Here is a 19,094-nt window from a genome sequence, read left to right on the forward strand (position 1 = left end):
CGATATTTAACGTATTTTGAATCAAATTAGACCAATAATATCACATTTGATTTTAAATCATATGTAAATAAATATTTTTTTGATACCTAAGCCTCAGTGATACTATTTAGGTAATCTTGTCATCTATCTAAAGATAGATTCTTGGGAATATAAAACTATTTCGCCGGTACTGGGTTCAATATTTATGATATCTGGGTAAATTTCCCGTGTGTTACGCGATCTGCTTGCAGCAGCGCTTCGCTATCGCCTTTAACAGCAGCGTTTCACGATCTGCTTGCAGCAGCGCTTCGCTATCGCATCCCGTCAAGATAATCAAATACATGATCTTCGACTCACACAGATCCCCGACTTCTGGACAGATTATATGAGATTATGCCAATTATCTAAGAAGTCGGGGATCTTACTCACTTTGGCGCGATCGCCTTTAATAGCAGCGCTTCGCGATCGCATCCCGTCAGGACCATCAAATATATGATCTTCTAGTCAGATTTATCTGACTTTAGCTTTGAGACGGGGGTTTCTAACCCCCGGCTCCCCCCATAGCATCAAAGGCAATTTTTCAACCCAGAGCAGCTTGCAAACGATTGATTGGCTTTAGCCACAGTGATATAATGCTCAAAGCGAGTAAAACAACCATTTACCCGCAAACTTGCAGCCGTGGGGCACACGGTCAAGATGCTTGCGGAGGGTAAATTCATTGGAATCCCCGTGAAGCAAGAATCCCCCGGCTTCTAGCCGTGGGGAGTGTCAACAAGATCAAAGTCACCAGTTTCAGATCACCAAGAATTTCCTGATGTATAATCAGGAAAGTGTCAAAATTCAATGTCTAGTTAAAAGTTAACAGGAATAGATTAAGGAAACTCATGTCCCGATACAGAGGGCCACGCCTCAGAATTGTACGTCGCTTAGGCGAATTGCCAGGATTAAGTCGTAAAAGTGCTAGACGAGCCTATCCACCAGGACAGCATGGTCAGAACCGCAAAAAACGCTCTGAGTATGCAGTTCGTCTAGAAGAAAAGCAAAAGATTCGGATGAACTACGGTTTAACCGAAAAGCAACTGTTGCGCTATGTGCGTAAAGCTAGACGCGTCACCGGTTCCACCGGACAAGTGCTACTACAACTGTTAGAAATGCGCCTGGATAACACCGTTTTTCGTTTGGGGATGGCTCCCACCATTCCAGCAGCTCGTCAGCTGGTAAATCACGGTCATGTAACGGTTAACGGTCGCAGAGTCAATATTGCTAGTTACCAGTGTCGCCCCGGTGAAGTCATTGCAGTCAGAGACCGCGAAATTTCCCGGAAGTTAGTAGAAGCCAATTTACAATATCCAGGATTAGCCAACCTCCCCAGTCATTTGGAATTTGACAAAGCTAAGTTGACCGGTAAAGTTAACAGCGTTATTGAACGAGAATGGGTGGCGTTACAAGTCAATGAGCTGCTGGTAGTGGAATACTACTCACGTCAAGCCTAATTATTTTCCTCGGTCATGGGATTGCGGATTTCTTCAAGTACACAATCTCATACCCGCCCCTTTCCTGAGAAGGGAGCGGGTTTAACTACAAGGATTATTAACCTCCGCAGATGCTCAAGCAGCAGCAAATATTTTAAGAAAAGTAACCACACAGCTAGGTTTATGTTTAGCCGAGGTGGGTAGGGCATCTTTGACTGTGCCACAACGATATGACTTGTTCATTAGGTTAAATAAATCATATCGTAAACATTGCGTAGCGTGTCTTCAGACCGCGTAGCAACATCAGTTTAGAATCCCTTGTGTTTCAACCAAGGGAGAAGTCAAGGAAAGTTAATCTCCTGTAAGTCAAGAGCATAATTCAATCGCAACACATTCACACCCGGCTCACCAAAAGTCCGCAGGAATCTCCCATCAGTATACTTATTGATTAAAGGTATTATGTCATTTTCTCCCACATCCCGGGCGCGGGCCACTCGGCTCAACTGCTGGCGGGCGGATCTCAAAGAAATATGCGGGTCTAAGCCAGAACCAGAAGCATAAATTAAATCACCCAGGGGTTCAATATTCTGCTCTTGTAATTGATTTGCTTCTTCCACAATTCGCTCTAACAGTGCTGGGTTGCTAGGAGCAAAATTACTCGCGCCAGATATCCCCGTCGGGCTGGCTTGTTTTCCTTCGCTATATCTCACAGCACTGGGACGTCCGTGAAAATAACGGTCTGATGTAAATGTCTGACCAATCAAAGCTGAACCAATTACCTGATTGTCTAAATTTACCATAACGCTGCCATTAGCTTGAAAAGGAAACAAGGCTTGACCTATGAGCAAGATACCCAGGGGATAGATTATTGCCGTTAGTAACCAAAGCACTAGGGTCATGCGAACAGCTGTGATAGTTTCACGAATAAAATTCATAAAAATTTATTGGCGATGAGTTTCTAGTTCAGGAAAGATTAGTTGACCACAGATGTAGCCTCCTGAGCGGCTTCCCGTGGATTACACAGATGAACAGGGATAATTCACAGCATAAAATTGGGGCGTTTCTATCCCCAGTCAGTGGTCGCAATTAGCATATCTATGAATTTAATCGCGAACAAAGATGCAATTATTCCACCTAAACCATAAATCAACAGATGGCGCAGTAGCAGTTGACTGGTTGGCAGGTATTTTACCTCTACACCTCTCAAAGTTAAAGGAATTAGAGCCGGAATCGTCACAGCATTATAAATTAGTATCGATATTACAGCCGAATTCAGGCTGGACAAATTCATGATATTTAAACCTTGCAGATGAGCGGCCGTAAAAATCAATGGGATAATTACAAAGTATTTAGTAATATCATTCGCCAGGGAAAATATAGTTAGCCCACCACGGGTAACTACTACATTGCGACTCATACTTACTAGATCAATCAGCTTTGTCGGGTCAGAGTCCAAATCTATGATATCGGCTGCTTCTTTAGCAGTTTGACTACCTGTGTTCATGGCAACGCCGACATTGGCCTTGAGGAGCGCCGGAGCATCATTAGACCCGTCTCCTATCATTCCCACTACTTGACCTGCTGCCTGTTCTGTGTGGATAATACTGACTTTATCCTCTGGTGTCGCTTCACCAATAAAGTCATTCACCCCTGCAAGGTTGGCAATCACAGATGTGGTGATCAGGTTGTCCCCACTGAGCATAATGGTCTTGATTCCCATGTAGCCTAACTGCTGACAAGCCTCGCGGATACCAGGTTTAATTATATCTTTGAGGTAAATCACACCATAAATTTCCTCATCTAGACAAACTGCTAGGGGTGTACCTCCTTGTTGGGAAATCTTTTGGCAGACAGAATTCAATTCTGCAGGGGCTTGTCCATTGCACAGACGAATAAATTCTTTAATTGCTCCTACCGCACCCTTGCGAGCTTTATGCCCCCGGTCGAAGTTTGTGCCACTCATGCGGGTGTCCTCGGAAAATTTTACCCCTACGGCTTGGTTAAGGTCAAAATCAAGTCGTCCCCCTAAGCTTTGTGCTACTCGGGTAATTGATTTTGCTTCTGATGTATCATCAAATACACTTGCAGCCAAGGCAACATTAGCCATCTCCTCTAATGAATGTCCATTGAGGGGGATAAATTCTTGTGCCAAGCGATTACCAAAGGTAATTGTCCGTGTTTTGTCAAAGATCACCGTGGTGATATCAGCACAAGCTTCCAGGGCTTCTCCAGAAGTCGCAATAATGTTAAATTGGGCAACTCCATTCATGGCAGCAATACTAATAGTATTGAATAATCCGCCGATGGTAGTGGGCATCACCGCCACCAACAGGGCGATTAAAATGGGTACACTCACCGGAATACCCACATAATGGGCAAATGCCGGCAAAGTCATCACCACTAACAGAGAAAGTAAACTCAAAACTGTGAGGAAAATCATTAAGGTAATTTCACCCGGTGTTTTCCTGCGTGTTGTTCCTGCTAATAAAGCGATCATCTGGTCAATAAACCCTTGATCTGGGTCAGATGTGATGCGAACAATCAGCTCATCAGAGATGATATGTGTACCGCCGATGACCGAACTGGCAACATGATTACCTGATTCTTTCAGTATTGGTACGGCTTCACCGCTAATTAATGATTCATCCACAGAGGCCACACCCATGATCACTTTGCCATCGGCAGGAATAATATCCCCAGCCACCAAATATATGGTGTCACCTGCTCTGAGACTACTGGCAGGAACTTCGGTAATTGTGCCATCGCTGGCCAGTTTTTTGGCGATCGCCTCTGACTTTGTAGTTTGCAGTACATCTGCTTGGGCTTGACCCCGTCCCAGTGCCAATGCTTCGGCAAAATTAGCCAGCCAAACAGTGAGAAACAAAATTGCTGTCAACAAGCCGTAAACGATGTGTGGGTGATTTTCCGGCGCTGGCCCCAATAAGTTGGGCGCAATAGTGAATACTAGGGTGACAAGTGTCCCCAGCCAAACCAAAAACATGACTGGATTTTTGATTGCATACCAGGGATGCAGCTTGATAAAAGCATCCCTTATGGCTTTGATATAAAGTCTTTTGCTATTTATCTTGGCTTTTTTGAGGGTGGGGCGGCGATGACTCGGTAAAGTTCCCCCCGCGCCGGGACGAAAACGTGATGATTTACCTTCAGAGGCAGGTGCAACGTTCATTTTATGTGATCTTGGGGAAATGTTGACTAATAACTCATCTTCTAACTACCGGCAGCTAGTTGCAAACCCTCGGCAATCGGACCTAAGGCCAATACTGGTAAGAAAGCCAGCATTGCCAAAATCATGATCAATCCAGCCGTAGCAACCGTAAATAAGAGCGAATTGGTTTTAAGGGTAATAGCGGTTTCTGGGATTTTTGGTTTACCAGATATACCGTCAGCTAACAGCAAAATCGCCATCATCGGAATGTAACGCCCGGCAAACATACTCAAACAGGTACTTAAATTCCACCACAGGGTGTTATTATTCAATCCCTGTAAACTCGATCCATTATTTGCACCAGCAGCCGCATATTCATAAACTACCTGGGAAATGCCATGAAATCCAGGATTAGTAATTCCAGATAGGGAAACAGGATAAGCTAATGTCATAGCACTGGGAATTAAAACCACTATTGGATAAATCAGCAGCACCACACTGGCAAGGATAATTTCTCGTCTTTCAATTTTGCGCCCTAACAATTTGGGAGTGCGCCCCACTACCAACCCCATTAAAAATAGAGTCAGAATTAGGTAAGTAAATAGGTAAGCTATGCCAGTTCCCTGACCTCCCCAGATAATGCGTAGGAATAAGCTCGATAAGGTGGAAAATAATCCTGCGGGCATTAATGAATCATGCATCCCGTTCACAGCACCGCTCATGGTAGCCGTAGTCATCACTGCCCAGAGTGATGTTTGTAGCCAACCCAATCGAATTTCTTTGCCCTCTAAATTCGGTTGTTCTAATCCCAATATGACATTCACCTGAGGGTTACCCTGTTGTTCTCCCCCTACTGTTACCCACATGAGAGTTATAAATACTACAAATACCATCCAGAACAGCAGCCAAGCCTGTTTCATATTTTTCGCAAATATGCCATAGGTGTAAATTAAAGATGCCGGAATGGCAATCATGGCTATGGTTTCGATTAAATTAGTGGCACCATTGGGATTTTCATAGGGGTGGGCTGAGTTAACGCCAAAAAAACCGCCGCCGTTATCACCTAACATTTTAATCATCTCAAAGGAGGCTACTGGCCCCCTGGCAATATATTGGGTTCTTCCCTCTAAGGTTTCTACAACTAGGGTGTCAGCTAATGTTTGCGGCACACCCCAGAAAACTAGAGCGATCGCCCCCATAATTGAGATTGGTAGGAATATCCTTGTGATGGCACGAGTGACATCAACGTAAAAGTTACCTAATTTTTGACCTGTTAAGCCCCGAATAAACGCAATTCCTACCGCTAAACCTGTGGCGGCTGAGGTAAACATCAAAAAGCCTAAAGCTGCTACTTGGCTAAAATAACTTAAGGTGGTTTCACCGGTGTAGTGTTGCTGTCCAGTATTAGTCACAAATGAAACAACTGTATGCAGCAATATATCCCAGCTAGGCGCATCAAAATCATTGGGATTCCAAGGTAAAAATCTCTGATAAAATATTATCAGGTATACTAAAGCCCCCATAATTAGGTTGCTGTACAAGACTGCGCGAATATATTCCCCAACGGTCTGCGACTTACCGCCATAACCATCATCTTTCCTACCCACACCGATTAAAAGCAAGCAGCCGCGCTCTATGGGCTTCATGAAGGGGTCTAGCAGCGTTTTTTCTCCCTGGAAAACACGCGCCATGTACCTTCCCAAAACTGGTACCATCCCTATAACAATACACAGCGTTAAGCCGATTTGCAAAGAACCTTGTCCCATCTATTTCGCACCCAACTCAGTTAATGATAGATTTTACACATACCAACCCAATACCTCCGGGGTCTCTTAATATATAACCTCAAAGTATTTGGTTTTCCCTTATTACTATTTTTCAGATTATTTTTCAAGTTTCCGTCAGAAATACTGAAAATTTACTCTGATACTGAATATGGGGACAACCCCAGCAGCAGCCGTAACAGAGTTTAGATCATCTTATTTGATCTCAGGAATCAAAACTGTCAGCATACTTGAAGATCCCATTAGGCTTTTAAATAATTTTGGAAGCTCCTTTCTCAGGTGGTAAAATGCTCTACCTTCAATTTTATTTGTTCTGTGTGGAGAACTAACAGATAATACTTTGGGAAACATTCTCAGAGGATGTTTTATAAGTTTTCAACAGGTAATTTTTATCTTAGGGAATGGGGAACACACCGAACAGGGAACAGGGAACAGGGAATAGGGAATGGGAAGGATTGGTGAACACACAAAAAACAATAAAATCCAGTCCCCTCCCCTTATAAGGGGAGGGTTAGGGTGGGGTCAAGCAATAGTTGATACACTAATCATGACTTGACAAACATCCTCTAACAAACTCATTCACGAAGATAGGGAATATTAATTGGTTTGACTACTATAGCAACCGCCAAGGAGGTTAGGACGCAAAAAGCAAGACATCCTCAATGGCATCTCGTAAAGAATCAAACCGCTCAAGTTTTTTGCGGATTCGACTTTTTAACCAAGACCAACATTTTTCAATCTGATTCAGGTCTGGAGAATAAGGTGGTAGGTACAGCACTTCACACCCTGCGTACTGAATCAGTTGTTGAATGCGCCCACCTTTATGAAATGTGGCATTATCCATCACCACAACCTGTCCTGGTTTGAGTGTGGGAAGCAAACAAGCTTCAAGCCAAGTCTCAAATACTATTCGATTACACGCACCCTCAACAGTGAAAGGAGCTATCAGCTTATGGTTACACAGCGCGGCAATTATGTTCACCCGACCTTCACGACGACCTGATTTAAGTGCATGGAAGCGCTGTCCTTTTGAGTTCCAACCGTAATCATACTGGTCTCGGTTGTCCATTCCTGACTCATCGAGGTATACAATCTTCTCCACAGGTAACTCAGACAACTGCGTTACGAAAGCCTGTCGTTTGACCTCATCGCGCTCACGGTAGCCATAAGTCTTTTTTTTCGCGTAAAACCAATTTTTTTCAAAGCTCTTGAGATTGTGCGATCGCTAATTTCTTCAGGCCAAAGTGAGGCCATCTCTACTTGGGTTTTATCGCCATGTACGGAAGCAAACTCACGAAATTTTTCCCAATCGGTAATTTTGTGACCATTCCCAGGACGCTGATTAGGCAAGGCTTGGAAGTCCCCCGTTTCGGTTTTTCGCTTCAACCATAGGGTGATGGTGTTGCGACTAATATTAAACATTTGACTGGCTTGAGTTTTCTTCAAGCCATCGAGTTCAATCGCTTGGATTACTTTTTGACGAAGGTCGTAACTGTACGGCTTGGGCATATACCTGTAGCAAGCGATCGCTTCACATGAAAAGGGACTACTTATAGTTTATGCTTAAATTACCTTGGCGGTTGCTATAATTGCTGATGATTAGTTCCTCCCAGCAGCAAATATTGTTGCAACTCTTAACTTTTTATATACTAAATTCTGGGCTGCATGTTGGTAGACTGAACTTTATACAAATAAACTATTCTGGTCTCCTGCGCCTTGCGAGAGCATGACCCCCATACCAATTGACTCAGAATGTGTAACAGATATAATCATCTGGACACCCGGATGTATTCTCACATTGACAAAAAAATTGGTATAGGCTTTGTACTCAAGATCCTAAAGACAAAAGAGCAATTAAAACATGGTAGATTCCCTCAAAAAACCAGGCTTTGAAGAAATCCGTCCAGGGGTAAAAGTCCCGGCTAAAGAAACCCTATTAACACCCCGTTTTTACACCACTGATTTTGATGAGATGGCTAAGATGGACATCTCCATCAATGAAGACGAGTTACAAGCCATCCTAGAAGAGTTCCGTGCTGACTACAACCGCCATCACTTCGTTAGAGATGGGGAGTTTGAGCAATCCTGGGAGCATATTGACGGGGAAACTCGCCGATTATTCGTGGAATTCCTAGAACGTTCCTGTACAGCAGAATTTTCGGGATTTTTACTGTACAAAGAACTGGGTCGCCGTTTAAAGGGAAAAAGCCCCGTATTAGCTGAGTGCTTTAACCTCATGTCGCGAGATGAAGCTCGTCATGCAGGGTTTTTGAACAAAGCTATGTCAGACTTCAATCTGTCCCTAGATTTGGGCTTTTTGACTAAGAGCCGCGCTTATACCTTTTTTAAGCCAAAATTCATATTCTACGCTACTTATCTTTCAGAAAAAATTGGTTATTGGCGCTATATCACTATTTATCGTCATTTAGAAGCAAATCCTGAAGATAGAATCTACCCAATTTTCCGGTTCTTTGAAAACTGGTGTCAAGATGAAAACCGTCATGGGGATTTCTTTGACGCTATTATGAGATCGCAGCCGCAAATGTTGAACGATTGGAAAGCCAAGCTGTGGAGCCGCTTTTTCTTGTTGTCAGTGTTTGCTACTATGTATCTCAATGATATTCAGCGTAAAGATTTTTATGCTTCTATTGGTCTGGATGCACGAGAATACGACATCTATGTGATTAAAAAGACCAATGAAAATGCGGGTCGAGTCTTCCCCTTGATGCTGGATGTAGATAATCCTGAGTTTTATCAGCGTTTAGATGTGTGTATCCAGAATAATGAAAAATTAACTGCGATCGCCAACTCCAAAACGCCCAAATTCTTACAATTCTTCCAAAAACTGCCCATTTATATCTCTCATGGGTGGCAGTTTTTGCGTTTGTACTTAATGAAACCCATTGATACTGTTTCTACCCATGGCGCAGTTCGTTAGGTGAGTTAATTAATTTTTGTTTGGGAAATTTTGTGGTTTTGTGGTTTTGTGATCTACAGAACCACTTTTTTTATGAAAGACTGGGAGCAAATTTAGCTGAAAAACGTCATCACGGAGTAATACCAGGGAGGTATACCGTGATTGCTCAAGGTTTTAGTACTAAGCTCCCACTGCTGGTGACATTTTGCTTGTTGACTAGCTTGTTACCTGCCTCTGGCTCAGTTTTATGTCCAGCTATTGCTGTAAAATCCGATCGTGTCAGTAGAGGTTATCCCAGAGATGGGAACAGTGGTATAAATGGCCGACCCGGGCGCAATGGTCGTGACGCTGGGAATCAAACTATTCTTGTCGATAGTTCATCACTCAAGCTTAACCTGTGGGGAGAAAATGGAGAAGATGGGGAAGACGGTGGTGATGGCCATAGACCCTCTTGCGATCGCGACAATAGGAATACCAGGAATACTAGCCGTGATATTCACGCACCAAATGGCGGTAGAGGGGGGAACGGCGGTAGGGGCGGAAATGGCGGGAATGGTGGCTCACTGACTGTTTATTACACAGATATTGCAGATTTGCGGTCAATTTTTGTTAATAGTACCCCTGGAGAAGGTGGAAGAGGTGGCCGGGGTGGTAGGGGTGCATTGGGTTGTAGATGTCATAGACGCAGTTGGGAGATAGAAACCTGTACAGGAACCCGTGGTAAACCAGATTATAAATGCACCAAGAAGCGTTATCAGTGTTATGATGGCGGCACTGGGAGTTATGGTATAAATGGTAGGAATGGAGATAGAGGCCGCCTAGGAACCTTGAGTATTATTAACAGCAAGGAACCCTTAGCAGTGGAGAATTACCAGCTACAACTCCCAATAGAACAGCTGACCACTCAGCAGTATCAACTTACCAAAAATAAGTGGAACCTGCGCCGGGGTGCTGCTTCTCTCCTGGCTCCTGGTTCTGTCATAGCTGATGAATATCGGGAATTTGAACAGCGTCTAGAAGTTGATTTTCAACTGATTTGGCCGGAGAAACAACCCATTTCTGGGTTTGATCGTCAACCTGTCATAGTGAGTTTAACTGATAGCAAACAGGTAAAAATTACCTTCCCTGATGATTTATGGGTTGAAGGTAGCTATAAAACTGACCCTGATCTGACCACATTTACTGTTAACCATGCTATACCCCAAAGGGATGTCACCAGGTTAGCAGTGGCAGAATTTGCTGATGCTGGGGAAAACCTCAAATTAAAAATAGTAGATTTAGCGGCTCAGTCGGAAGTAATTGCCACTGAATTTCAGGTAAAATTCCGGGTAGGAGATAGGTTTGCTGACTTCCCTAATTACACAACTGAATATGAGGGAAAGATTCCCAGTGAATTTGTCACCCGTGACCATAACCGTTTTATCTTAGCTTTGGGTAAGTTAAAGATTCCCAAGGATGTTCTACGCCCAGGAACACAGGTTGATATTGAGGTAGTGGCTACTCGCTCTTTGGGGGAACGTTCCACAAAGCAGACAATTACTTGGCAAGGTTTGATCCGGTAACCCATTTAACTGAAAATTTAAGGGGCTTTTTTCCCGTCTGAAACAATCTGCACCAGGAGACCGCTGGCTAAATCTAACAATTGATCCAGCAAAAAGCCAATAATACCAATGTACAATATTGCGTCAATTATATAATTGGTGTTACCAGCTTTATAAGCACTCCAAGCCAGAAATCCTAGTCCTTTTGGTCCTATGACCATTTCTGTGGCAATAACTGTAAACCAAGCTACCCAAACTCCAACTTTTAAAGCATGAAATATATGAAAGATGGCCACTCGAAAGTTATTACCCTGTTTATGGAAATGTTGCATACCTATGGCGGTATTAATAATCATAGACCAAAGTGTGCTCAGGAAAACTATAACTATGGTTGCTGGTTCGGTATTATTTCCAAATACTATAAGGGCGATCGGTAGTAAGGCTAGAGGAGGGATACTATGTGGTATCTGGAATAACCGCTTACATACTTGATAAATGGGTGTATTTATACTTATCAAATATCCCACTACGCTACCTAAAATAGCGGAGGGAATGTAACCTACAAATAACTTTTGCAGGCTAGCTAAGACATCTAAAAATATGGGGGATTCCATGCCTCAGTGGTGATTTTGAACGTCTGGTAAATACTGTGGCGATAAGAAACAACAGCGCATAGAACAAGGGTAGTTAAGATATTAAACCCCGGTGATAAAGCCTTTTTCAGGCTGATGAAGTACACATCAATTGCCTATTCCCTGTTCCGGTGTTCCCTGTTCCCTGAAACTAAACAACTTTGTACCTCACGAGCATGGGAAATGCTATATTAAGTATATTAGTAATTAAATGATGAGTTAAAAAACTAAATAAAATTTCCATAATTCACATTGGGGATGCCAATAATCCAAAGCTAATAAGAATAATATCAGTGACCTAGTGAATGGTCACTGATCAATAACAGCAAATCATTTGTTTAAATTACGTTTCATTTGTTCTAACTCGTCTTCAGTTTCCCAACGGCGAAATTTTTCTTCTAAATCGTCGAATCCTGTGGTATAATTGCTAGTAGAATTCCACCACCCATCGGTTTTGAAGTGCTGCTGGCTTTGAGCGCGGGCTGTTTGGGCTTCCGTGGCTTTGGCTTGTACCTCCTGACGGCGGGCTTGAATTTTCCGCAGTAGTTCTTGAGATTGGGTGATGCGTTCTTTTAACCCCTGCATTTGTCCCCAGCGCTGGTTACCTTCCCGTAATAGGGCGGCTTCCCTTGCTTGTGCTGCTGCGGCTAAATCCGGTCTACCTGCATTTTGAGCTTTTTGTACCCGGATGTGCCAACGCTGAATTTCTTGGGCGGTGGATAGGATTTGATCTTGCGATCGCTTTTCTTGTAATTTTAAATCTGCAATCAGTTTTAAAGTATCTTCTTCTTGCTGTCGCAACTGTTCTAACAGCGCTTCTAATTCCAGATGGGGATTATTACGCAAGAATTCTTCTAAACGGTCTTCTAGAAACCGACTCAAATCATCAAATAAGCCCACGGGAAAAACTCCAGAAGTTGTGAATGTATTTATTCTATTCTAGATTTGGATGGATGATAAAGCCAGTAATCATACGGACTACATTAGTAAACTCTTGGGGATTACCTTGTAAGTAAGCAGCATAACTTACAGGGTCATGCACTTCCACCATTTTCTTAGGTCTATCCAACTTAATCACCTTTTTTTCTGGGGTGAGTTCACCGACTACAGAGAGTAAGGTTCTAGCCCTTTTCTCATCCGGTCCTTTGAGGACTTGTAGCACTAGTCTACCATCAACAATCTTGCTAGTAGATACGCCCTTGTTTTTGTAGTCCTTGAGGTGTTGACCATCAATACACAAAAAAGTATGCCCTCCAATGGTGACATTATTGTCATGAACAACAAAAGCCCAAGGTTCTGGCTGCTCTAAAGGTGTAAGGTCTGGGTTGATGGTTTCCTGGTCACTCTGACTAGTTGGGGTTGAATTCATATATGTTTTTTATCCTCTTGGCTAGATTATAGTTGCTAATAATATGGACAAATATCCAAATCATTAGTTCGGAAGTTTTACTTTCACTGGACAAACTACAATGCCCTCTATCCCATTTGCAAAAGCATTTGGGACTGCTTTTCTCATGATGTTATAGGATCCATTAACATCAGCGTTAATCATCCTGCCATCAGCAGATTTGTACAAACCTCGAATTATTCTCTTACCACTAAATGTGTGTTTAACACCTTCTTGATAAGTAGGGATATTATCTAAATCTAAAAAGCTAGCTTTAGAGGTGTAGCTTTCTTCTGTGACCAAAACTTTGATTCCTATTAACTCTGCTTTGTACGTCAACTTATTAATAAATAGTGAATGAGGAATTTGTACAAAGTTTTGGTTATTACGGCTACCTATATTGATTTCTTGCTTCCAGGTTTCGTTTTTGCCTATAACCAAAGTACCTACACCGAGCTCTAGGAGTTTATTAATAATAAACCTACTTGCTTTGTGCATGTAATCATCAACTTTGTGGTGGCGCTTAGTACAGAGTTTTTGTATCCGTTTGGTTGTACCAGTACCGATTATTGATTGCCAGTTAGCTTTTTGTTTGTTGAAGAATTGGTTCATAGCTTTTAGTGGACTGCCATTTATCAAGAGCGGGGCTATCCCGGCTTGATTAAAAGTTACAGTAGCTAAGTTACTAAGCCCTAAATCAATTGCTGCAATCTTATTAAGGTCAATTGATGCTGGCTCAACTTCTTTGTTGTAAACCACTTCAATCACGTAATGGTCAAGCTTAGGGACAATCCTCACCTGAGCTATATTTACTGACTTAGTAAGCAACTCGATGTTTGTTTTGCTTGGTTTAATAACCCCTCGTTCTAATGCGGGTTTTGATAAGGCTTGTTTGGTGTAAATAACTATATTTCTCCCATTAGTTTTGTGTTTATATTTAGGTAATTTTGGTTTACCTAAAAATCTAGACGGGTTTTCAAACCAAGATTTCAAAGCTTCTTTAAATGACTTCCAGTTCCTATCTAAGACCATCAAGACCTGTTGACTAACTTTACTTGGTAAAGCTTTGTAATCTACAGATGATTGAAGTTGTTTTTGGATGTCGTAATAACTCAAGCTTTCATTGCTGTTAATAAAAGTTTGTCTAATAAGGTAGTTACCAACGTTGTACAGGTTTTTTGATAAGAAACATAGCTGATCAATCTCTTGATAAAACCTATGTCCTTGTTTAATAACGTGCTTTTCAACTAACTGCATTCATCATTCTCCATGCAGTCTTGTAACTGACGCCTATTGACTTTGCGTATTCCGAAAGCTTCATTAGTTAAATTGTAAAATCGACCTATATCCATTATAGCATACATAAGTCAATAATTGGGCATACTTGACTACAAAATCAGCAAAGTTTTTCAATACCCCACAGATCCCGGACTTCTGGAACTAAATTATCCCAGATTATCTGTGATGATATGAGAAGTCGGGGATCTTACGCTCCCGGTGTGGCGAATATATCTGTTGTTAAACGCAAAGGGGCGCAAAGGTTGGCGCAAAGGTACGCAAAGGTTGATTTTCGATGGCTTTGAGAGGATGTTTGATAAGTCATGATTAGTGTATCAACTATTGTTTCACCCCACCCTAACCCTCCCCTTGTAAGGGGAGGGGACTGGATTTTATTGTTTCGGAGTGTCCCCCATTCCCTGCTTCCTGCTTCCTGCTTCCTGCTTCCTGCTCCCTGCTCCCTGTTCCCTGTTCCCTGTTCCCTAATATAAAAATTACCTGTTTAATACTTTCCAAACATCCTCTGAGAGGGTGGTTTCTAACCTTTGTCTCCCTAGCTATCAGACATCTGATTAACTATATTCATGGTTTCCACACTTACCCTACACACGCGCATTAATAAATCTATTACCTGTTCTTTGTAGTCTGCAAACCGGTAAGTATTAAACTTTTCCGCAATAGTCGGGTCTTTGGGTTTCTTCTCTTTATATTGATCTAAAATCCATTCCAAGGCGCAACGATTGCCTAGCATATATTGCCATGCTATAGTAGGTATACCTTGTAATGTAGTCACATCATCTAAGATAATACTTCCCTTGGTTTTATCAGCCTTTAACTTCGCCTTGGGTGTGGTTTGGTTACCCTTTAAAGGAATATCAACCCGACTGAGTTTGTAGGGTGTGACAGTTTCATAGTTGATATGTAAATCCATGAGTTGTTTACCCCAGTCCACCCATTGGGGAAAGTTATCATATAAAGGTAACCGGGGAAAGTCCCGTTGTAGGTTGATTTCGTATTTTTGGCGGTACTCTGGGTTATGTAGCACCCCATAGGTGTAGTGGAAGATATCTATTTTAGTAATTGTTGTGTCTTGGTAATGGGTGTGAATTTGTTCTAGTCCCCAGTCGGTGATGTTATCTGTGCGGTTTCCTTCTTGGTTGTATATATATAGAGGGAGACATTGAGAATCACCTGTTAGGTGTAAATCAATTATTAAATTAGAACTAAGACAGTGAAAATATTTACTTGAACCAATAGCTGAAAAAGCAATATATTTATTGTCTAAGTTATTACTATTATGAATACTAAACCATTGATAAGTCATTCCATTAAAATGTTTATCAAAATAGAAATACCGTTGATTATATGGACGGTATAAACCTTTAACAATTTCTTGAGCATCAAAAGTTTTATTAATTTTGTTGTCTAAATATTTAGTTAATTCCCTATCCCATTTAATTTCATTTCTATCGGGATATTTAGGGTCTTTACGTGTCGCTTGATAAATACTGACTAAAAACTTGACTTTTTGGGATAACGCCTTTTCAGATAAATCATAAACCCACTCATCTCGTTGTGTTTTCAAACCTGAAGAAAACAACTTGAATACAGCTTCTTCTCCTTTACCTGCTTTCACACCCTTATCAACCATAGGTAAAAGACTATCAAAATCATTATCAGTTTGATTTATCCAGTTACCGTTACTATCTGGTTTAAAATGATTAAAACCTAAATCTTTAAACTTCTGAGAACTAAAATATTTTTTCTTATCCTCTGCATTTGTATAATCTTCAATCGCATCATAGTAAACCTTAAACCCTTGAGCGTGTTCATTCCTGATTAAAAAATAAACAGCTATACCTACCCTAATTTCATCACTAAAAACATTACCGCCCTCTTTACGTCTTCTTTCTCCACTGGTGCGCGCATTACCTTTAGTGTCAATTACATAAATCTCATTAAATTCTTTCGCGACAACTTTTCTAAACCCGTCATAAGCAATAGAATCAATAAAAGAACTATTAGAAACAAAAGCAATAATCCCATTATTACCCAACCTATCAGAAGCCCATCTAATAAACCGGGTATACATATCATAGAGGACAATATTATTTTGAGCTTGACTATATTTAACGTAACTGCCCTTAATTAACCTATCTATGGCCTCATAACGCCGATTAGCATTATCATCATTAAAATTCTCCTGTTTAGCATTATAAGGAGGATTGCCAATAATCACCGAAATAGTTCTATCATTCTGTCTTTTAATCCTCGCTGTATTCTCCACACTCATCGCAAATAGATCCATCTGCTTACCCACAAACAGGGTATTATCTAAAGTATCCACAAAACAGATATTCTCAAACTCCTCATACACCCCCATCTTCTGCTTATAGGTGTACTCAATATTCAAATTCGCAATATAATAAGGTAAAATCGCCACCTCATTACAGTGGATCTCATGCTTATACTTGTACTCTAAGCAATGAGCAGGTAAATAATCAATCAACTCAGTTACAAAGGTTCCCGTACCCGTCGCGGGGTCTAAAATCTCTACATCCCTATCAGCTAACAACTTTCCAAAATGTTTATGTACTAAAAAGTCGGTGCTTTCAATCATAAACCGGACAATCTCGTTAGGAGTATAGACGATTCCTAACCTGTCCGCTGCTTTGGGGTTATAAGCTTTATAAAAGTTCTCATACAAAGATTTCAGAAATCTTTGTTTTTCTTGATGATTAGCAATATTAGCCGCAGTGCGCCGAATGACTGCATAATACCTTTCAATACTCCCTAAAGCATTACGCTTCACACTTCCAGTAAAGAAGGTAGCAATTACCCCTTGTAACTCCCGTGCGACATTGTTTTCTGTGTGAAACTGAGATTCGTTAAAAATATTGAGAAAAATATCCTCTGTGAGGATGTGCTGAATCATCATTTCCCGAATATCAATTAAACTGATTTCCGGGTTAATGGACTCCTGACAGATTGACCAAAACTTATTCCTTGCTGTTTGAAAATTACTGTTAGTTTCCCCTTGACTATCAATCAAATCTCTGAGATAATCTAAGATAGTGGGTAAATCTTGCCTAAAACTATCTATAGCTGACCGAAAATCTCTAACTTCCGGTCTGACATAATTAATAAAGTTGGTAATGAGTGCATCTAGAGCTTCAGCATCTTTCATCGATACCCGCTGGGTTTCTGTGGCGTTTTGAATTAAAACCGCAGTTTGGGAATCTTCAAAGAGAATATTACTACTAGGATAACCTTTATTTAACTTTTTGTCTATTTCTTCATCTAAGTTATCATATTGGTCTTTACTTTCCCAGTAACCCCAATCTAAACGCAAGGCATCTTTAACGGTGCCATCGGGATAAACTAGTTTACCATTAGGTAATTTAAAATCCAATTCGGGAATTAGTAGAAAGTCCCTGGGTTTGCAATATTCATTCAAGAGGTTTTGAAAAGCCACGCGAATAGAAGTTTCTTTACGGGAACCGCCAAACTGGATAATTTTGGCTACTTCTGCTTGGTACTGACTAATCAAAAGTCTGGACATGGGGAAAATCAGGGATATACAAGGGCAGAAATTTAAATATAGGCGATCGCTGTTAGTAATTTAGCAGACAGTTTATTAAAATTTATACAAGTGTAAATAACTTTAAGTTAGAATAGCTGTAAGTTTGTCATCTACCCTAGGGTAGAGATAAAACCGCCTCATAAGTATCGAGATAGAAGGGCGATCGCCCTACGTAGGTGTTTTTATCAGGTTTGACCCCACCCCCAACCCCTCCCCTTACAAAGCTATTCATTACTCACATCTTTCTTAACAATCTTGAAACATTTATGTGGCAACGGTTTCAACGCTTGAAAATTTCCGTACTCTTGACAAAATGTACCTTATTATTCTTGATAAAACCCTTATTTTATTGAGAATCATCAACGGAGGATTAAGGTTTGGGGGTTTGCGAGCGATCGCTCTCACGAATGTTAAGAAAGATCCGGGTAATGGATAGCCTTACAAAGGGAGGGGGTATAGAGAATGGCGATCGCCTTGCAGGAGCGCTTCGCATTTTTTCAAGATAATCAAATATCAGATTTATCTGACTTGAGCTATTAGACGGGGGTTTATAACCCCCGGTTCCTGTGTAGCATCAAAGGGAACTTTTCAACCCTTCTAAGTGGCATTCTGGTTAAGGTATTATAATGTTGCTATGCCCTCTTGAATCAACCATGACTTACACACCTGATGATGTTTGGCGCTTATTAAGTGAGTTGATTGTAGCTCAAAAGGAAACAGAGCGACGCTTTCAAGAAACAGAGCGGTTATTAAAAGAACAATCTCAAGAAACAGAACACCGTTTTCAAGAAACTGAGCGCTTATTAAAAGAACGATCTCAAGAAACAGAACACCGTTTTCAAGAAACTGAGCGGTTTCTTAAACAGCAAGCTCAAGCAACTGATAAGCAGATTAAACAGGTAAGTCAACAACTGGATAAATTAGGTAATCACCTAGATGAGTTTGTAGAATGGCAAATACGCCCTGCTGTAGTAGCGTTGTTTCAACAGCGGGGTATTGATGTCTATGAACTTTACCCAGAGTTATCTACACAGCGCGGGGGTGAAGGTTTAGAAATTGATTTATTAGTGGTAAATGATACCGAAGCGGTGTTAATTGAGGTAAAAAGTAAACCCAATCAAGCCGATGTAGATAAGCATTTACAAGGGTTAGAAAAGTTTAAGCGCCTCATGCCACGGTATACAGATGTACAAGCTATGGGTGCAGTGGCGGGGATGGTGGTTACTAATGAGGTACGTGATTATGCTTATGGTCAAGGTTTATTTGTTTTGGGTCTGTGCGGTGATGATGTGGTGATTTTAAATGAGCCGGATTTTCAACCCCGGAAGTGGTAATAAGAGTTTTGAGACGGGGCG

General features: G+C 41.3%; 14 protein-coding genes. 4 read left to right on the top strand and 10 right to left on the bottom strand.

What is annotated here, in order from left to right; translation table 11 throughout:
- Positions 1 to 863 precede the first annotated feature (863 nt).
- The gene (gene rpsD / locus IM676_RS02740) at positions 864 to 1,472 is read left to right on the top strand and encodes a 30S ribosomal protein S4 (protein ID WP_200988862.1); all 609 of its coding nucleotides are present in this window, start codon (positions 864 to 866) and stop codon (positions 1,470 to 1,472) included.
- 320 nt (positions 1,473 to 1,792) lie between these two features.
- Here rpsD and kdpC read toward each other — a convergent pair whose 3' ends face one another.
- From kdpC to IM676_RS02760, 4 genes are all read right to left on the bottom strand, one after another.
- Entirely contained in the window at positions 1,793 to 2,386 is a 594-nt protein-coding gene (gene kdpC / locus IM676_RS02745; RefSeq protein WP_200988863.1) for a K(+)-transporting ATPase subunit C, read from the bottom strand.
- A gap of 128 nt (positions 2,387 to 2,514) precedes the next feature.
- Positions 2,515 to 4,638: a potassium-transporting ATPase subunit KdpB gene (gene kdpB / locus IM676_RS02750; protein ID WP_200988864.1), complete on the bottom strand. Its 2,124-nt coding sequence runs from the start codon at positions 4,636 to 4,638 to the stop codon at positions 2,515 to 2,517.
- A gap of 41 nt (positions 4,639 to 4,679) precedes the next feature.
- Positions 4,680 to 6,383: a potassium-transporting ATPase subunit KdpA gene (kdpA, locus tag IM676_RS02755; RefSeq protein WP_200988865.1), complete on the bottom strand. Its 1,704-nt coding sequence runs from the start codon at positions 6,381 to 6,383 to the stop codon at positions 4,680 to 4,682.
- A gap of 652 nt (positions 6,384 to 7,035) precedes the next feature.
- Positions 7,036 to 7,910 (bottom strand): IS630 family transposase gene (locus tag IM676_RS02760; protein WP_200986959.1). Its coding sequence is split into 2 segments (ribosomal slippage): positions 7,036 to 7,578 and positions 7,581 to 7,910, totalling 873 coding nucleotides; the frame shifts between segments, so codons are not numbered across the junction.
- A 352-nt stretch (positions 7,911 to 8,262) separates the two neighbouring features.
- Here IM676_RS02760 and acsF point away from each other — a divergent pair.
- A complete protein-coding gene (acsF, locus tag IM676_RS02765; RefSeq protein WP_200987665.1) occupies positions 8,263 to 9,339 on the top strand; it encodes a magnesium-protoporphyrin IX monomethyl ester (oxidative) cyclase in 1,077 nt (358 codons plus the stop codon).
- A gap of 140 nt (positions 9,340 to 9,479) precedes the next feature.
- The gene (locus IM676_RS02770; protein WP_200990054.1) at positions 9,480 to 10,880 is read left to right on the top strand and encodes a collagen-like protein; all 1,401 of its coding nucleotides are present in this window, start codon (positions 9,480 to 9,482) and stop codon (positions 10,878 to 10,880) included.
- Between the two features lie 17 nt (positions 10,881 to 10,897).
- Here IM676_RS02770 and IM676_RS02775 read toward each other — a convergent pair whose 3' ends face one another.
- The 6 genes from IM676_RS02775 to IM676_RS19985 form a co-directional block, all read right to left on the bottom strand.
- Positions 10,898 to 11,473 carry an ABC transporter permease gene (locus IM676_RS02775; protein WP_200987664.1) on the bottom strand — a complete coding sequence of 192 codons (576 nt, stop codon included), beginning with the start codon at positions 11,471 to 11,473 and terminating at the stop codon, positions 10,898 to 10,900.
- A gap of 348 nt (positions 11,474 to 11,821) precedes the next feature.
- On the bottom strand, positions 11,822 to 12,391 hold the full coding sequence (locus IM676_RS02780) for a TIGR04376 family protein (RefSeq protein WP_200987663.1): 570 nt from the start codon (positions 12,389 to 12,391) through the stop codon (positions 11,822 to 11,824).
- A 34-nt stretch (positions 12,392 to 12,425) separates the two neighbouring features.
- Positions 12,426 to 12,860 (bottom strand): hypothetical protein, encoded by a 435-nt coding sequence (locus tag IM676_RS02785; RefSeq protein WP_200987662.1) that lies wholly within the window; start codon positions 12,858 to 12,860, stop codon positions 12,426 to 12,428.
- Positions 12,861 to 12,923: 63 nt separating this feature from the next.
- A complete protein-coding gene (locus IM676_RS02790) occupies positions 12,924 to 14,135 on the bottom strand; it encodes an RNA-guided endonuclease InsQ/TnpB family protein (protein ID WP_200987661.1) in 1,212 nt (403 codons plus the stop codon).
- Between the two features lie 574 nt (positions 14,136 to 14,709).
- A complete protein-coding gene (locus IM676_RS02795; RefSeq protein ID WP_200987660.1) occupies positions 14,710 to 17,718 on the bottom strand; it encodes a type ISP restriction/modification enzyme in 3,009 nt (1,002 codons plus the stop codon).
- Between the two features lie 391 nt (positions 17,719 to 18,109).
- Positions 18,110 to 18,232: a hypothetical protein gene (locus tag IM676_RS19985; protein WP_263973143.1), complete on the bottom strand. Its 123-nt coding sequence runs from the start codon at positions 18,230 to 18,232 to the stop codon at positions 18,110 to 18,112.
- Between the two features lie 160 nt (positions 18,233 to 18,392).
- Here IM676_RS19985 and IM676_RS02800 point away from each other — a divergent pair, with 160 nt between their 5' ends.
- Positions 18,393 to 19,073, top strand: coding sequence for a hypothetical protein (locus IM676_RS02800; protein ID WP_200987659.1), 681 nt, complete (start codon positions 18,393 to 18,395; stop codon positions 19,071 to 19,073).
- The last annotated feature ends 21 nt before the right edge of the window (positions 19,074 to 19,094 follow it).

It is taken from the genome of Anabaenopsis elenkinii CCIBt3563 (genome assembly GCF_015245355.1).
GTDB lineage: Bacteria > Cyanobacteriota > Cyanobacteriia > Cyanobacteriales > Nostocaceae > Anabaenopsis > Anabaenopsis elenkinii.

What these genes read in the sequence shown, in the direction of transcription:
- IM676_RS02795 (WP_200987660.1), bottom strand. Translation starts at nt 17,718, where the DNA reads ATGTCCAGACTTTTGATTAGTCAGTACCAAGCAGAAGTAGCCAAAATT.
- IM676_RS19985 (WP_263973143.1), bottom strand. Translation starts at nt 18,232, where the DNA reads ATGCGAAGCGCTCCTGCAAGGCGATCGCCATTCTCTATACCCCCTCCC.
- kdpC (WP_200988863.1), bottom strand. Translation starts at nt 2,386, where the DNA reads ATGAATTTTATTCGTGAAACTATCACAGCTGTTCGCATGACCCTAGTG.
- kdpB (WP_200988864.1), bottom strand. Translation starts at nt 4,638, where the DNA reads ATGAACGTTGCACCTGCCTCTGAAGGTAAATCATCACGTTTTCGTCCC.
- IM676_RS02790 (WP_200987661.1), bottom strand. Translation starts at nt 14,135, where the DNA reads ATGCAGTTAGTTGAAAAGCACGTTATTAAACAAGGACATAGGTTTTAT.
- kdpA (WP_200988865.1), bottom strand. Translation starts at nt 6,383, where the DNA reads ATGGGACAAGGTTCTTTGCAAATCGGCTTAACGCTGTGTATTGTTATA.
- acsF (WP_200987665.1), top strand. Translation starts at nt 8,263, where the DNA reads ATGGTAGATTCCCTCAAAAAACCAGGCTTTGAAGAAATCCGTCCAGGG.
- IM676_RS02800 (WP_200987659.1), top strand. Translation starts at nt 18,393, where the DNA reads ATGACTTACACACCTGATGATGTTTGGCGCTTATTAAGTGAGTTGATT.
- IM676_RS02785 (WP_200987662.1), bottom strand. Translation starts at nt 12,860, where the DNA reads ATGAATTCAACCCCAACTAGTCAGAGTGACCAGGAAACCATCAACCCA.
- rpsD (WP_200988862.1), top strand. Translation starts at nt 864, where the DNA reads ATGTCCCGATACAGAGGGCCACGCCTCAGAATTGTACGTCGCTTAGGC.
- IM676_RS02775 (WP_200987664.1), bottom strand. Translation starts at nt 11,473, where the DNA reads ATGGAATCCCCCATATTTTTAGATGTCTTAGCTAGCCTGCAAAAGTTA.